Origin of the sequence: Arthrobacter sp. TWP1-1 (genome assembly GCF_049897845.1) — a bacterium.
GTDB lineage: Bacteria > Actinomycetota > Actinomycetes > Actinomycetales > Micrococcaceae > Specibacter.
In genome coordinates, this window is the sequence record NZ_JAFCXC010000013.1 from 24641 (window position 1) to 39093 (window position 14453).

General features: G+C 61.2%; 14 protein-coding genes and 2 riboswitches. Of the genes, 8 read left to right on the plus strand and 6 right to left on the minus strand.

All coding sequences use genetic code 11. The features are described from left to right. Positions 1-9: 9 nt before the first annotated feature. Positions 10-249 carry a hypothetical protein gene (locus ACP7B9_RS16945; protein WP_425865143.1) on the minus strand — a complete coding sequence of 80 codons (240 nt, stop codon included), beginning with the start codon at positions 247-249 and terminating at the stop codon, positions 10-12. Positions 250-447: 198 nt separating this feature from the next. On the opposite strand from ACP7B9_RS16945, the gene ACP7B9_RS16950 reads away from it, so the two are divergent. Continuing rightward, entirely contained in the window at positions 448-828 is a 381-nt protein-coding gene (locus ACP7B9_RS16950; RefSeq protein ID WP_425865144.1) for a cold-shock protein, read from the plus strand. Between the two features lie 11 nt (positions 829-839). Continuing rightward, entirely contained in the window at positions 840-1478 is a 639-nt protein-coding gene (locus ACP7B9_RS16955) for a DUF3027 domain-containing protein (protein WP_425865145.1), read from the plus strand. A 78-nt stretch (positions 1479-1556) separates the two neighbouring features. Here the strand turns inward: ACP7B9_RS16955 and serC are convergent, their stop codons facing one another. Further along, positions 1557-2684 (minus strand): phosphoserine transaminase, encoded by a 1128-nt coding sequence (serC, locus tag ACP7B9_RS16960; protein ID WP_425865146.1) that lies wholly within the window; start codon positions 2682-2684, stop codon positions 1557-1559. 230 nt (positions 2685-2914) lie between these two features. On the opposite strand from serC, the gene ACP7B9_RS16965 reads away from it, so the two are divergent. The 5 genes from ACP7B9_RS16965 to ACP7B9_RS16985 all read left to right on the plus strand — a co-directional run bounded on the left by ACP7B9_RS16965 (position 2915) and on the right by ACP7B9_RS16985 (position 8361). Further along, positions 2915-3610, plus strand: a complete 696-nt coding sequence (locus ACP7B9_RS16965; protein ID WP_425865147.1) for a metal-dependent transcriptional regulator — start codon at positions 2915-2917, stop codon at positions 3608-3610. A gap of 136 nt (positions 3611-3746) precedes the next feature. Then, positions 3747-3974: riboswitch (cyclic di-AMP (ydaO/yuaA leader) on the plus strand. A gap of 142 nt (positions 3975-4116) precedes the next feature. Beyond that, positions 4117-4788 carry a M23 family metallopeptidase gene (locus ACP7B9_RS16970; protein WP_425865148.1) on the plus strand — a complete coding sequence of 224 codons (672 nt, stop codon included), beginning with the start codon at positions 4117-4119 and terminating at the stop codon, positions 4786-4788. Positions 4789-4939: 151 nt separating this feature from the next. Further along, positions 4940-5138: riboswitch (cyclic di-AMP (ydaO/yuaA leader) on the plus strand. 4 nt (positions 5139-5142) lie between these two features. Then, a complete protein-coding gene (locus tag ACP7B9_RS16975) occupies positions 5143-5946 on the plus strand; it encodes an NlpC/P60 family protein (protein WP_425865149.1) in 804 nt (267 codons plus the stop codon). A 153-nt stretch (positions 5947-6099) separates the two neighbouring features. Further along, positions 6100-7104 carry an NTP transferase domain-containing protein gene (locus ACP7B9_RS16980; RefSeq protein WP_425865150.1) on the plus strand — a complete coding sequence of 335 codons (1005 nt, stop codon included), beginning with the start codon at positions 6100-6102 and terminating at the stop codon, positions 7102-7104. A gap of 6 nt (positions 7105-7110) precedes the next feature. After that, positions 7111-8361, plus strand: a complete 1251-nt coding sequence (locus ACP7B9_RS16985) for a molybdopterin molybdotransferase MoeA (RefSeq protein ID WP_425865151.1) — start codon at positions 7111-7113, stop codon at positions 8359-8361. Between the two features lie 94 nt (positions 8362-8455). Here the strand turns inward: ACP7B9_RS16985 and ACP7B9_RS16990 are convergent, their stop codons facing one another. Then, on the minus strand, positions 8456-10783 hold the full coding sequence (locus tag ACP7B9_RS16990) for an FdhF/YdeP family oxidoreductase (protein ID WP_425865152.1): 2328 nt from the start codon (positions 10781-10783) through the stop codon (positions 8456-8458). 66 nt (positions 10784-10849) lie between these two features. On the opposite strand from ACP7B9_RS16990, the gene fdhD reads away from it, so the two are divergent. Further along, positions 10850-11683: a formate dehydrogenase accessory sulfurtransferase FdhD gene (gene fdhD, locus ACP7B9_RS16995; RefSeq protein ID WP_425865153.1), complete on the plus strand. Its 834-nt coding sequence runs from the start codon at positions 10850-10852 to the stop codon at positions 11681-11683. Here the strand turns inward: fdhD and ACP7B9_RS17000 are convergent. Genes ACP7B9_RS17000 through ACP7B9_RS17010 form a run of 3 tightly spaced genes read right to left on the minus strand, consistent with a single transcriptional unit; the run spans position 11680 to position 14384 of the window. After that, positions 11680-12048 carry a hypothetical protein gene (locus ACP7B9_RS17000; RefSeq protein ID WP_425865154.1) on the minus strand — a complete coding sequence of 123 codons (369 nt, stop codon included), beginning with the start codon at positions 12046-12048 and terminating at the stop codon, positions 11680-11682. The two genes, fdhD and ACP7B9_RS17000, sit on opposite strands and share 4 nt — an antisense overlap. 45 nt (positions 12049-12093) lie before the next feature. Beyond that, positions 12094-13551, minus strand: coding sequence for a hypothetical protein (locus ACP7B9_RS17005; protein ID WP_425865155.1), 1458 nt, complete (start codon positions 13549-13551; stop codon positions 12094-12096). Continuing rightward, positions 13548-14384, minus strand: coding sequence for a hypothetical protein (locus ACP7B9_RS17010; protein ID WP_425865156.1), 837 nt, complete (start codon positions 14382-14384; stop codon positions 13548-13550). The genes ACP7B9_RS17005 and ACP7B9_RS17010 overlap by 4 nt, the downstream gene beginning before the upstream one ends. Positions 14385-14453 lie beyond the last annotated feature (69 nt).

Genomic DNA, 14453 nt, shown 5'->3' on the forward strand with positions numbered 1-14453 from the left:
CGCGAACGTCTAAAGACGGCGTCGGGCAGTCACCGAGTGCAGGACGCTGGCACCCATCATGAGGAATGCCAGCGGCAGGGCAATCATGGAGATCCAGTTGAACCCGGGCCAAGGTGCGCCGCCTGCCCACTTACTTATGAGGACAATAATCAGCGCCACCAGCGCCACCAGGGCCATGACCATGGCTGTGTAATTGAAGATCTGCCAACCGCGGCCGACGGTTTGCGGGGCGGAATAAAGGGGGCTCATGCCATAACGCTAACAGCGGACAGTTTCAGCACAAAGCCGCGGTACTGTGGCCAACGCGGTAACCTAGACACTAGTAGAGCTATACGATCAGCCATTGCACGTACCGGCCGCAAGATTCCCGGCCGCGAGTACGGCGAAGAGCAGCCGCACAAGGCAGGATCGTGAATCACGCCAACGACTTTTAAAGGGGTAAAGCAAGTGCCAATCGGCAAAGTGAAGTGGTACGACAACGAAAAAGGCTTCGGCATCATCGCAGCAGATGACGGACGCGAAGTATTTCTGCGCGCCAATGCCCTGCCCGCCGACGCCAGCGACATCAAGCCCGGCATGCGCATGGAATTCGGCGTGGCCGATGGCCGCAAGGGCGCCCAGGCCATGGCCGCGAAGATTCTTGACCGCAGCGCATCCGTGGCCAAGGCCAAGCGCATGCCGGCCAGGGATCTGGCTCCGATTGTGCAGGATCTCGTTTCCCTTCTGGAGCACTCCATTGGGTCCCTTAATAACGGCAAGTATCCTGACGGTGACGCGAGCAAGATTGCTGCAGCACTGCGCAAGGTTGCCGACAACTTCGACGCGTAACGGGGCCCATCATGACCGAACTTTCTGGTGAATCAACCGGCTCCGTCCTTGCCGACTCCGTCTCGACCGACTCCGCCCTGACCGACGCAGCAGATGCTGTTGAGTCCGAATCGCAGCGCCCCGGCATTCCGCTTTGGCGTGTGGGTAAGCCCGATTCCTTCCTTGCTGGCGAGGTATCGGCTGCCCGCAAGGCCGTGCTGAGCATTGCTGCAACTGAAGACATTGGCAAGCACGTGGGAGCCCGCAGCGAGGGCGTTCGCTGTGTGACTCACCTCTTTGAGTCCGAGAAGCCCGGGTACCGTGGCTGGGTGTGGTTTGCCACGCTTTCACGCATTTCGCGCGGGAAAGAGGCAACTGTCAACGAAGTGGGCATGCTGCCTACCGAGGATTCCGTGCTGGCCCCGGCTTGGGTGCCGTGGTCGGAGCGCGTCCGTCCCGAAGACCAGCAGGCAGCCGATGAAGCCGCCAGCTATGGGGCCCATGGGGAGCCGCACCCGGAGGAGCTGACTCAGAACGAGTCCGACGACGACGCTTCTTCCGACGCTGCTGCTGCGGACGACGAAGCCGACGACGACGAAGCCACAGCCGACATGGAGCAGCCGCAGGGCGTCGAATCGACGGAGTCCAACCAGCCAACTTTCACAGGTTAACCACCTGAGTTGACCGGCTAAACAGCAAGGGCCGCTTCCCCGGTGGGGAAGCGGCCCTTGCTGTTTTAAAGGTACGTCTTAGATGTTCTCAATCACGTAGTCGATGCACTTGGTCAGCGCGGTGACATCTTCGGGATCGATGGCAACGAACGTTGCTATGCGCAGCTGGTTACGGCCCAGCTTGCGGTAAGGCTCGGTGTCGACGATACCGTTGGCGCGCAGCACCTTGGCCACGGCTGCCGCATCCACCGACTCATCAAAGTCGATGGTGCAGATGACGTTCGAGCGGTCCTCAGCGTTGACCACGTACGGGGTGGCGACGGCGGATTCTTCGGCCCAGGTGTACAGGCGGCCTGCGGAATCGGCGGTGCGTGCCGAGGCAAATTCAAGGCCGCCGTTGTCGTTGAGCCACTGCACCTGGTTATTCAGGGTCACCAGCGTGGACAGTGCAGGCGTGTTGTACGTCTGGTTAAGCAGGGAGTTGTCAATGGCGGTGTTCAGGTTCAGGAAGTCGGGCACCCAGCGGTTGGAAGCACCAATGCGCTTGGCGCGCTCCAGCGCGGCGGGGGAGAAAAGGCCAAGCCACAGGCCGCCGTCGGACGCAAAGTTCTTCTGCGGCGCGAAGTAGTAGACATCGCTCTCGCTCACATCCACGGCCAAGCCGCCGGCAGCAGAGGTGGCATCGATCAGGACCAGCGCACCGTCGTCGGCACCGGCAACGCGCTTGACGGGGGCTGCAACGCCCGTGGACGTCTCGTTCTGCGGCCAGGCGTAAGTGTCGACGCCGGCTTCAGCGACGGCCACCGGGCGGGTGCCGGGGGCTGAGGTGATGATGGAGGAGGCATCCAGGAACGGGGCGTTGTTCGTGGCCGAGGCAAACTTCGAGCCGAACTCACCAAAGGAGAGGTGCTGTGCCTTCTTCTCTACGAGGCCAAAAGCCGCAACATCCCAGAACGCGGTGGAGCCACCAACACCCAGGATGACCTCGTAGTCATCCGGAGCCCCAAAGAACTGCTTCAGGCCGCTGCGGACATCGCCTACGAGGTTCTTCACCGGCGCCTGGCGGTGGGAGGTGCCGAGCAACTTTGAGCCAGCTTCGGAGAGCGCAGCAACCTGTTCGGGGCGGACCTTGGACGGGCCGGCACCAAAGCGGCCATCAACAGGACGCAGGTTGGCGGGAATGGTGAGGGGCGTGGATTCGCTCACGGGTTACTCCAAAAATTAAGCGATGGAAGTTTCATTGGTTGCCAAGGGCTGTTGCCAATTCTGCCGTACATTCCGCCGATAGGGGAAAAGTGTCCGTACGGCAAGAAATATTCCTGGCCGGTGACGGTTTCCAATGGATGGTGTGGTTTCCCGGGATCGCGGCAATCAGGCTAACGTAGAGACTAAAGTCTTTGCACCAAAAACTTGCCCAAAAACAGGAGGATGCTCACGTGGCTGACTTGATCGACACGACCGAGATGTATTTGCGGACCATCCTGGAGTTGGAAGAAGAGAACATTGTTGCCCTGCGCGCCCGCATCGCCGAGCGTCTCCACCATTCAGGGCCCACTGTTTCTCAAACCATCGGACGGATGGAACGTGACGGTCTGGTCATCGTCTCAGGCGACCGCCACCTGGAGCTAACCCCGGCTGGCCGCGATAAGGCTACCCGGGTCATGCGAAAGCACCGACTGGCAGAGCGCCTGCTCTCCGACGTCATCGGCCTGGATTGGGCCTATGTACACGAGGAAGCCTGCCGCTGGGAACACGTCATGAGTGAGCGCGTGGAGCAGCGCCTCTTTGACCTCCTTGGCCATCCAGAAGAGTCCCCGTATGGCAACCCGATCCCTGGGCTCGAGGAGCTCGGAGGGCAAGTTTCCCCGCTCTTTGCTGCGGGATTGGTCACACTTGTCGACGCCATGAGCAGCTACGCTCCGGGTCAGGAAGTTGTCATCCATCGCCTGTCTGAACGTATCCAGGTTGAGCCCGAACTGCTCTTGCAGCTGGATGAAGGTGGACTGCGTCCGGGGGCGCGAATCTCGCTAGAACAAGTGGGAGAGTACATCTCTGTGCGCGTGCCAGGCATCGAAGGAGCGCTGGAGTTGCCTCCGGAAGTTGCCTCCCATGTGTTCGTTTCCATGAGCTAATCACTGCCGACTCGCAGTGATAGGCGGCTATTGACAAGACAGGTAACGGAATTATCACGTTTACCGCTTGTACCGTATAGTAAATATCTAACGCCGTAACCAAAGCGTTACCTTTGTGTGACACCGAACCTTGCCTTCGCACAATGGACTGAAAATAAACAGGCAAGGACGGGGGAACCACTTTTGGTTGGCCAAATGGCCAACCTTGGGGTGAAGCCCAATCTCTATGCATCACGTTGAAGTGACGCTTTCCATGGGAAAGCGCCACCGATTGACGCGTGCCAAGAGAATGGGGCCGGATCGAAAGCTTGACTCTCTGATCCGAATCCGACAGCTAACTTCGCAGGTGATCTATAGAGAGGCAATTAGTGTCAGAGATCAATCAGCGGGGACGCCGTAGGGCGTCATTGCCGGCAACACATGAGCTGTCAGTTCATGCAGGTAGCCGTCGCGAAGCTCTCGCAGCAGAGCGCGCAAGCTCAACCCCCAGTCTTTCCGTAGCTCAGATGCTACGTGCAGGTGTCGCTAGCGGCGCCGGGCAAAAAGTTGGCGTGGCCATGGCCGCCGCCGGCTTGGTGCTGGCGGTAACCCTGCCTTCCACTCAAGCCGTAGAAGCGCCCAGTATTCAGGCTTCCTCGGTCTCCTCAGTGGAGACTATTGTCAGCGCAGCGGCTGATGTTCCCATTACTTTCGCCGCCCCCCAGATCGGCAGCTCCCTTAATCCGGATGGCCAGCTCAAGGAAACGTTGAAGGTTGAAGCCTCCAATGTCACCCCGCAGGCCTCCAAGGGAACCCTTTCAGCCCCGCTGAAAAATCTGGTTCCAAGCTCTCCCTTTGGTGATCGCATTAGCCCCATCACGGGCCAGGTTGACGAACACCACACCGGCCAGGACTTTGCCATCGCCAGCGGCACCGACGTGCTTGCGGCCGCAGGTGGCACCGTGACCTTCTCGGGCTGGCACACCTACGGTGGTGGCAACCGTGTGGTTGTTGACCACGGTAACGGGCTCTCAACGTCCTATAACCACATGAGCAGCAATGCCGTCAAGGTTGGCCAAAAGGTTGAACGTGGCGAATTGGTAGGTTTCAGTGGCTCCACTGGCGCCTCTACCGGCCCTCACTTGCACTTTGAGGTCATCGTCGATGACGAGACCGTCGACCCCCTCGGCTGGCTTTAATTCCTCCACAGCCCACTTTTAGTTACGGATAAGTCACAAGACCGTGACCTGAACGTGACATTGGGAAAAATCTGTTGTAGATTCGTAATCGCGTCAACTTCGAATCAAGTTGGCGCCCATGCGTAGATTGCCTAGCTCTGCCACTGCACATGGTCCGTTCGTATCAATCGTCTGGCAGGGGCGGGGGAACCAATTATCGGTCTGAGCGCAATGCGCGAAGACCTTGGGGTGAAGCCGCGAAGCGTTAGTTCATGCAGAGGAAGAAATTCCTTCGCTGTTCAAATGTGGAGCGGCCGGGTGACTCCCATCCGAATCCGACAGCTTACCTCGCAGGCATTGGGAGAGGAAACCTTCTTGGCTTCAAATATTGCTCTTGGGCGCCACCGCGCCGAGGTTGCTAAGACCAGTCCGATCTCCACCCTCACGAAAGCCGTCAGTTCCAATGTCGGCGGGGTTGGTCGTCAGGCAGCTGTTATCGCAGCGGCATCAGGCTTGGTCTTGACATCCGGCATCGCAGCAAACGCGGCTACTCCCACTGTGGAGCGCGCTTCTGATGGTGCAACTACGCTGAACCTGAACACGGAAGCTGCTTCCGCGATCACCGCAGCGTCCACGGTGAAGATCTCCTTCGCCACCCCCGCAATCACCTCCACCCCGGCTCCTGTTGTTGAGGCACCGGCAGTTGTAGAGGCACAGAGCAGCGACGTTGCTCCCGCCGCAGCAGCAGAAGTTGCCGCACCGGCAGCAGAAGCAGCTGTAGCAGTAGCCGCAGCTCCGACAGTAACCACCAGCACCCCTGAGGTCGCTGCCAAGCCTGCAGTTGCAAGCGGAATTGGCGCCACAATCGCCAGCGCTGCCTTGTCGCAGATTGGCGTTGCTCAGGATTGCACCGCGCTTGCTAGCAACTCCTTGGCTGCCGCTGGAATTAACTTCCACGACTGGCCCGCTGGCTACCTGAGCTTGGGCCGCACGGTTTCCGCCGGCGAAGCACAGCCCGGTGACTTGATCTACTACGCAGATGGCGGCATGGGCATGGCTCACATCGCTGTTTACATTGGCAACGGCCAGGCCGTACACGGTGGATGGGGCGGCGGCATGACTGCTGTCTTCTCCGCCAACGTCGGTTCGGGTCCCGTTTTCATTGCAATGGGTCACTAAGAACTTTTTTGCCAAATGAACCCCGTCTTCGGACGGGGTTCATTTATTTAATCTGCACACCACGGACAAGGCTTGAATTCTAGGATTCTCACCTGAGACCTTGCTACGGCCGAGAGATAGCATGGCAATCATGAAAACTTTCGAAGGACCCGCGTGCAGGCCATAATCTTGGCGGGTGGATTGTCCCGCAGGCTCGGCGGTGTACCCAAGGCGGGGCTTTTGCTGGACGGGCAAACGCTCCTGGCTCGCACCGTTGACGCGGCAGCAGACTTTCTTGCCGCGGAGCCTGCCACATCCATTGGTGACGGGCGGCGCCCAGCTCCCATCGTCGTCGTGGGTCCCGTTGATCGTATTGCCGAGTGGCTGGCTACTGCCAAGAGCGGCGCAGCTACAGTGGCAGTGCAGGAGGACCCGCCATTTGCAGGTCCGGCCGCGGGCATTGCTGCCGGCCTGTCTGCCTTGACTGAGGATGCTGGGGACGCTGGCTACGTGCTCGTCCTTGCGTGCGACATGCCGCACGCCGGCGCCATTGTGGAGCTCCTTGCGCCGAAACTGGCAAGCTGCGCGCCGGGGGAGGGTGTCATGGCTGTTGCAGATGGCCGCAAGCAACCACTGGCCGCCATCTATCCACTCGCGGAACTGCATAACGCTGTGGGTGCGGCGCGGGCGGCGCACCGGCTGGAGAACGCCTCTGTTTTCTCCCTGATTGCTAATGTGAACATCAAGGAATGTGCCGTGCCATCCGGGCTCGCGGCCGATATCGACACTTGGGCGGATGCCCGCGCGCAAGGCATGGGCGCGGGGCCGGCCGACGCAGAAGGGCAGCAATTGGAAAATCACGACGAGGCTCTGCAGGCCTGGACAAAGAAACTCCTTGAGGCCTTTGAAATTGCAGACATTGATGTCGACGTTGACGCCGTGTTGAACCTTGCTGGCGTGGCCGCGCATTCGATCGTTCGTCCGGCTGCCCCACTGACCACCTTCGTGGCGGGACTTGCCGCTGGACTTGCCGCTGGAACGGGACAGGCCAGCGAGGCTACCGCCATGGCGGCGGCGTTGGGCTTGGCCAGGAAATTGGCAGCCGCGGAAGCGCACGTAGAGCCAGCAGCTGCCGTGCCGCCGGTCGCACCGGATGCGCAAACCCCCGCCGGGAACTAACGGTTCATGGTGACCGCCGCCAGCACGAGTCCGGCCGAGGATTCAGGAGCCGCGCTTCCCGACGCCGCCGAGGTCCGGAGCCTTCCTCACACGTGGGAGGAGGCGCGAGAGCGTGCCTGGGAGGCGGCCCTGCCGCTGCCGGCGCATGTGGTCCCGCTGGCGACGGCACTGGGACGGATCCTTGCTGAGGACGTGTTTGCGCGCCACGCCATGCCTCACTATGCGTCTTCGGCCATGGACGGATGGGCCGTTGCAGGCAGTCCGCCCTGGATTCTGGCGGAACCGGGCGCGAAACTTTCCGCAGGACAGGCCGTCCCGATCGTTACTGGCGGGCTTATTCCACCAGGCGCCAAGTCTGTTCTGCGCAGCGAATCCGGCCTTATTTCCAAGGACGACGACGGTTTGCCGGTTTTGGTCCTTGGCGGAACTGCCCGGCCGGGGGAACCGAAAAACGGTCAGCACATCCGTCCGGCCGGCCAGGAAGCGGGGCTGGATGAATTGTTGATCAAGGCAGGCACTGTCCTTAACCCTGCCCATATTTCGCTGGCCGCGCTGGGTGCCATGGACGAGCTTGCCGTTCTGGGCAAGCCCGCCGTGAAGTTGGTCTTGACCGGCGATGAAGTTGTGGCATCCGGCATTCCCGAGCCCGGATTTGTCCGTGACGCGTTTTCGCCGCAACTCGGTTCCGTCGTGGCCATGCTTGGGGGAGCGGTGGTGGGGCTGCAACGCGCCGCCGACAACCTCGCCTCTATGCTTGATGCCCTTGCCGATGACGGCGACGATCCCGCGGACGTCATCATCACCACGGGTGCCACCGGCAACTCAAGCGCCGACTTCCTGCGCGAGGCCATCACCACCATGGGCGGCACACTCCACATTTCACACATCGCCATGCGCCCGGGCCACCCCACCTTGCTGGCGGAACTCCCCGACGGCCGCTTCATTCTGGGCCTGCCCGGCAATCCGCTCGCGGCGATCATGGGGCTCATAACAGTTGGTGCCCCGTTGCTCGCCAGATTGGGCAGCCGTCCCCGCCCCGCCACTACGGAGGTGGCCTGTGGTAGTCCCATCAAGGAATTTCAAGGTCCCACCCGCATCATGCCGTACAGGCTGGTCTACGGGTTGGCATCCCCTTGCGCGTACACAGATTCCGCCATGATGCGCGGTCTGGCAGCGGCCGACGGCGTGATGGTGGTCCCGCCGCATGGCACCAAAATGGGGGAATCACTCATAGCCATGCCCTTGCCGTGGAGCTAGACGCTTGAGTGGTCAGATAATGCCGTTTAGATTGCTCATAGCGGCATTATCTGCCTACTGACCAGCCGGTCAGCGCCCCGATCTACGCCCCGATCTACGCCACGGGCTCCAAACGGATCACCACGGACTTCGAGGTGGGGGTGCCGCTGATGTCAGCCGTGGAATCAAGCGGCACCAGGACGTTGGTTTCGGGGTAGTAGGCTGCCGCGCAACCCACGGGCGTTGAGTAGGCCACGACGCGGAAGTCAGGGGCGCGGCGGTCCACACCGTCCTTCCATTCGGAAACCAGATCAACCATGGTCCCGTCGGCAATGCCGAAGGCGTCAAGGTCCGCTTGGTTCACGAACACCACGCGGCGGCCATTCTTAATGCCGCGGTACCGGTCATCCTTGCCGTAAATGGTGGTGTTGTACTGGTCGTGTGAACGCAGTGTTTGAAGGAGCAGCCGGCCAGCCGGAACCTTGGGATACTCAAGGAGGTTGGCCGTGAAATGGGCCAGCCCGGATTCCGTGGAGAATGATCGCGAATCGCGCGGGCCGTTCGGCAAGACAAAACCGCCGGGCTTGTCGATCTTCGCTTCAAAGTCCTCGAACCCTGGAATCACCGCAGCAATGTGGGAACGAATCCGGCTGTAATCGCCGGCCAACGCGGTCCAGTCGGCCACCGGCGCACCCGGGCGGGCGCCGCCGTCGTCCGTTTCAAAGAGCAGCTTGGCCAGGCGGGCCACAATGGCAACCTCTGACAGAAGGTTCTCCGACGCCGGGGCAAGCCGTCCGCGCGAGGCGTGGACGGCGCTCATGGAATCCTCCACGGTGACACGCTGGTCGCCGCCGGCCTGGGCATCGCGCTCCGTGCGGCCAAGGGTGGGAAGGATGAGTGCCTGGCGGCCCGTGACCAGATGCGATTTGTTCAGTTTCGTGGAGATCTGCGCCGTGAGGGAGAGATTGTTCAGCGCAGCCTCGGTGACATCGGAGTCCGGGGTTGCGCGCACAAAGTTGCCGCCCATGCCGAGGAAGACGCCAGCCTTGCCATCGCGCATCGCCTGAATGGCCGCGACCGTGTCGAAGCCGTGCGGGCGCGGGGAAGCAAAGGAAAACTCACGATCGAGGGCGTCATGGAAGGAGGCGGGCATGCGTTCAAAGATGCCCATGGTGCGATCGCCCTGGACGTTGGAGTGGCCGCGGACGGGGCACACACCGGCGCCGGGCTTGCCAATATTGCCCTGCAGGAGCAGCACGTTGACAACGTCGCGGAGGGTGGAAACGGAGTGTTTGTGCTGCGTCAGGCCCATGGCCCAACACACAACGGTGGCCTTGGACGCCACGAGCTTCTCTCCGGTGCTGCGGATCTGAGCCTCGGTGAGCCCAGTTGCGGTGACAATTTCCTCCCACGTGACCGCCTCAAGCTGCGCCAAATACTCGCCAAGACCCGTCGTGTGGGAGTCGATGAAGGCAGTATCAAACACACGTCCGGCATGGGCGGATCCAGGGCGGCGTTGTTCCTCCAACAGGAACTTGCCCAAACCCTGGAACAACGCCTGGTCGCCGCCAAGTTTGATCTGCAGGAAGTCATCGGCCAGTGCCGTGCCGCCGCCCACCATGCCGCGCACAGTCTGCGGGTTTTCAAAACGCATCAGCCCGGCCTCGGGGAGCGGATTGATGGCAACGATCACGGCGCCGTTCTTCTTGGCCTTCTCAAGTGCGCTGAGCATGCGCGGGTGGTTCGTTCCAGGGTTCTGGCCCGCGATCAGGATGAGCTCTGCATGGTGAATGTCGTCAAGGGAGACAGAGCCCTTGCCGATGCCAATGGTCTCCGTCAGGGCCGAACCACTCGATTCATGGCACATATTGGAGCAGTCAGGAAGATTATTCGTGCCGAGCCCGCGCACCAGAAGTTGGTACAGGAACGCCGCCTCGTTGGAGGTGCGCCCGGAGGTATAAAAGATGGCTTCGTTGGGGTCCTTCAGCGCCAGCAGTTCATCCGCAAGGATCCCCAGCGCGCGATCCCAGGAGACAGGGACGTAGTGATCACTGCCCTCGGCAAGGAACATGGGATCCGTCAGCCGCCCCTGTTGCCCCAAGCGGTAATCGTCCCAACCGCGAAGCTCGCTGACGCTGTGCTCTGCAAAGAACGACGGCGGCACGCGCCTCTTTGTGGCTTCCTCGGCTACCGCCTTGGCCCCGTTCTCGCAGAACTCGGCCTTGTGGCGTTTGTCTGCTTCGGGCCAGGCACAGCCGGGACAGTCAAAGCCATCCTTCTGGTTGATGTGCAACAGCGCCTGTGCCGAGCGGACAACGCCCATCTGATTGAAGGAGGCCTCCAAGGCGTGCACAATGCCGGGAATGCCCACGGCAGCTTTCTTCACCGGTCCAACGGAAAGTTGGCTCTCATCAATGTTTTCGCGGGGCGCCTTGCCAGCCATGATCGTTCCCTTCAGCGTGAAGCATCTAGTCTGATCCTAGACGTATTGCTTCTTTTGGAGGATTGCATGGGACGACTGGTCCAACGGGTTAAAGCTACAAAGATTGACATCGCCGGGGCGCGCCGGGTGGTGCGTGAGGAAGCGTTGGCCGTGGAAGAGCCGCTGGAAATCCGGCTGGGGCACGAATCTTTCAGCGTCACGATGCGCACTCCGGGCGATGATTTTGATTTGGTGGCCGGATTCCTGTTGTCCGAGGGCATCATTTTTGAACCCGAGCAGCTAATTTCCCTGCGTTTCTGTGCAGGGGAAGATGAAAATGGCCGGCAGACATTCAACGTGGTTGAGGCGCAGTTGCGACCCGATGTTGCGATGCCGTTGGCAGCCGCGCAACGGCACGTCACCACGTCAAGCGCGTGCGGCATTTGCGGCACTGCGTCCATTGATGCTGTCCAGAAATCCGCACACTTTGACATGGCCGCGCCCGTTGATGAGCCACTGATCGGGGCCGCCGTCCTTGCGGTCCTGCCCGATACCCTGCGCGAGCAGCAAAAGCTCTTTGAAAAGACCGGTGGTGTTCATGCGGCCGGTCTCTTCGCTCCCGATGGGGAACTGTTGATACTGCGCGAAGATGTTGGGCGGCACAACGCCGTGGACAAGGTGCTTGGATCCGCGTTCCGTGAGAAGCAACTTCCCCTATCCGGCGCTGTCCTGCAGGTCTCCGGACGGGCCTCGTTTGAGCTCGTTCAAAAGGCCGCGATGGCAGGGGTGCCGATGCTCGCGGCCGTGAGCGCGCCGTCGTCCTTGGCCGTTGAACTGGCCAACACCGCCGGCGTCACCTTAGTGGGCTTCAGCCGTGGGAACACCATGAATGTGTACACGCATCTAGGCCGGGTTGGCTAGTCTCCGGAGTTGGCATATTGGCGGATCTCGTCCACTGAAGGGGTGATGGTCAAGCCCACGGCGTCGGGGCGAAGCCCCTCTTCCTCCGCTCCCTCAGCGAAGACATAGTAGGCCACGGAGATGCTGCCCTTGGTGTCGCCCGAAGTGGCAGCGAAGGTGCGCAGCGAATCGTCCAAGACCGTTGGCAGATCGGCGTCCGTGGACGCCGTGATGCGCACATTGATGCGAGTGCTCATGCCCGCGCTGTTGTTGTACTGCGTTTCTGTGGAAACCACGCCGGGAACCTTGCCAAGGGCGGCATCCATGTCCTTGGCAAACGACGCGCCGCCACCGCAGCTGGCCAGAAGCATTGCGAAGATTCCCATAAGAAGAACCATACTCAGTCTGCGGGTCATCATGTCCATTCCTAGTTACTTGCGGCCAACGGGAACATCCACACCGGTGACCCTGGACGGGTCATCGCTGAGGAAGACCCTCATGGAGGGGTCTTGTTCGTACTGCGCTATCTCAGGGTACTTGTCCGTGTTGGCCAGATCGGCCCTGTAACCGTCTGTTGCATGATTACCCATGACGTCCCTGACATCCTGGACAAGATTGCCCAAGGGTGAGGGCGCGTAATGCAGGACATTTCCCAGGACGTCACGAGGCGGGTCATCCATGGTGACAACGCTGACGTTGCTGGACGCACCCGGCATTGTGAGGTTGGTATCCAGCCCGCCAAGGTCCAGTTTCGGGACAATATCGCCCCCATGCTGCGCCGCCAAGACGTTGATTCCTGGGTCAACATTGTTCACGTCAATGGGGGAGCCAGCCGTCATGATGTTGGTGACGTTGTACCGGGACAGGAACTCCTGATCCGAGCCCAGTTGCGCGGCCAACATGCCACCTTGGCTGTGCCCGGCCAGCATGACCGGTGCGTCCGCGGGGATGCCGGCCCGTTCCATGGCAAGGACAATATCGCGTTGGGCCGTGGTGGACTGCCCGGCCACGAGCATGAGGTTGCTGGTCAAATCTCGGGCCTGGCCGCTGCCGTTGGGAACCCATTGTTCCGTTCCCGGAATGTTGACGATGTAGGCAAATGTGCCGTCGGCTTGTTCCACCTTGACGATCCGAATGTCGCCGTCTTCGGTGCCCGGAACGTGGCCCATGGCGTACGCGTCCTCGACGCTGCCGAAGATCGCACTTGCGGAGGTGGGTAACTGCAAAGGGTTATCGGATCCACGAGTGATCGTTTGGGGTTCGCCCGCGTAAGGAGTCCCGTCGTCGAAAATGTGGGGGTTGATGAGCCCTCCGGTCGAATCCACAATGAGCTGGTTAAGTCCGGTACCACCTGTGAGGAGGAGCTGAGAAAATAGTCCCGCTACCGAGGGAGGATTGCCGGACAGTATATCCACGCCCATTTTCCCCAAGTGAGCCAGATTGGAGAGGAACGATCCACCAGCTTGATCAATGTTCCCCTTGAGGACGCCACCAAGCCATTCAAAGCCGTCGCCGATACCGTCCACGACACTGTCAAGTACATCCTCGGCACCCTCAGTGAAGTCGTCCCACAGGTCTTTGCCAGCGTCGAGGAGGTCGCCGAGGAATCCGCCGCCGTCATCGACGGCACTGGTGCGTTCCTGCTCGGCAATGTTGCGCAGAACTACCTGAGCCATCTCTGTCATGTCTTTGGCGGCTTGGTGGAGGCGGGTGCGGTTGCCCGGCCATTGGGCGCGGAACTGCTGGCTGTCCGGCCCCTGCCAACCTGTACGGGCAACGGTCTGGCTCAACTGGCCGCTTGTCTGTTCAAGCTGGTGGGCGGAGTTCTTCAGTAGTTTGACCAGCTCTCGGCAGTCTTGGGGATCAAGGCCCTGAATTCCGAGGCTCATAGCGCGCCGTCCTTCGCAACGGCGGCCAGGGCGTCATGGGCACCAACTACCGCGAACACCAGTTCATTGGCGATGTGTCCGGCGGGGACCTCGGTCAGGCGCAGCTCCGGGGTGTCGCCGCTGCGGGTGGTCACCGAAAACAGCTGCTCGCCCTTGACCGACCACATTCCAGCCCACAACCGGGACGGTTGCCCGGCGGCAGAGGTGACAACGCTAAGGGTGACGTTGGCGTCCTCGTCGTGGACCAGGCTTGCCGCCGGTTCCGGTAGATTGTCCGGATCCGATCCTGCCCTGACCACCGCGGCCGGTTGCAGACCCATGGGGGCTGCCGTGGCGGCGGCTCGCAGAATATCTAGGGGCGGCAGAAGTCGGGCCGTTGCACCCCAGATATTTTCCTCGTCGAACAAGGTGATTTCAACGCTGTCTTCGCTGCCGGTGATCACGGTGGATTCGCCGTCGCGCTCGGAAAGGTGCCGTTGGTGGACGGCCAGACCGCGCCCTGCACGCAGCCCCAAAACACTGGTGGTGCTGACATCGTTGAAGGTTGCGCGTGCCGTAACAGTGATGGGGGCGGTCAGCAGAAGTGCGACGGCGCCAGCCCACTGCCGCTTCACCTCGCCCGCTGCTGGGGACATCTCGAGCTTGTTTAGTTCGGCCCAGCCAGCTGCGGCGGCTGCCTCGTCCAAGGGGGCGGGCTGCTCCGGACCTCCCGTGGGTGTCGCTTCTTGGAGTCCCAAGGTTGCGCTGGTCGATTCGCACATTAGCTGCCATGCAGCGGTGCTGAGTTGGACGCGCCGCAAAACGATGGGACGCGGTGCTGCTGTTTCGCTCATGTGGTTCCCCCGATGCAAGGTCGTATCCGATGTGGATCAACTTTGCACCACGCTACGTCACCACTGCGG

Coding starts and splice junctions, on each gene's coding strand:
- ACP7B9_RS16945 (WP_425865143.1), bottom strand. CDS start 249: ATGAGCCCCCTTTATTCCGCCCCGCAAACCGTCGGCCGCGGTTGGCAG.
- ACP7B9_RS16955 (WP_425865145.1), top strand. CDS start 840: ATGACCGAACTTTCTGGTGAATCAACCGGCTCCGTCCTTGCCGACTCC.
- ACP7B9_RS16970 (WP_425865148.1), top strand. CDS start 4,117: ATGCTACGTGCAGGTGTCGCTAGCGGCGCCGGGCAAAAAGTTGGCGTG.
- ACP7B9_RS16985 (WP_425865151.1), top strand. CDS start 7,111: ATGGTGACCGCCGCCAGCACGAGTCCGGCCGAGGATTCAGGAGCCGCG.
- ACP7B9_RS16990 (WP_425865152.1), bottom strand. CDS start 10,783: ATGGCTGGCAAGGCGCCCCGCGAAAACATTGATGAGAGCCAACTTTCC.
- fdhD (WP_425865153.1), top strand. CDS start 10,850: ATGGGACGACTGGTCCAACGGGTTAAAGCTACAAAGATTGACATCGCC.
- ACP7B9_RS17000 (WP_425865154.1), bottom strand. CDS start 12,048: ATGGGAATCTTCGCAATGCTTCTGGCCAGCTGCGGTGGCGGCGCGTCG.
- ACP7B9_RS17005 (WP_425865155.1), bottom strand. CDS start 13,551: ATGAGCCTCGGAATTCAGGGCCTTGATCCCCAAGACTGCCGAGAGCTG.
- ACP7B9_RS17010 (WP_425865156.1), bottom strand. CDS start 14,384: ATGAGCGAAACAGCAGCACCGCGTCCCATCGTTTTGCGGCGCGTCCAA.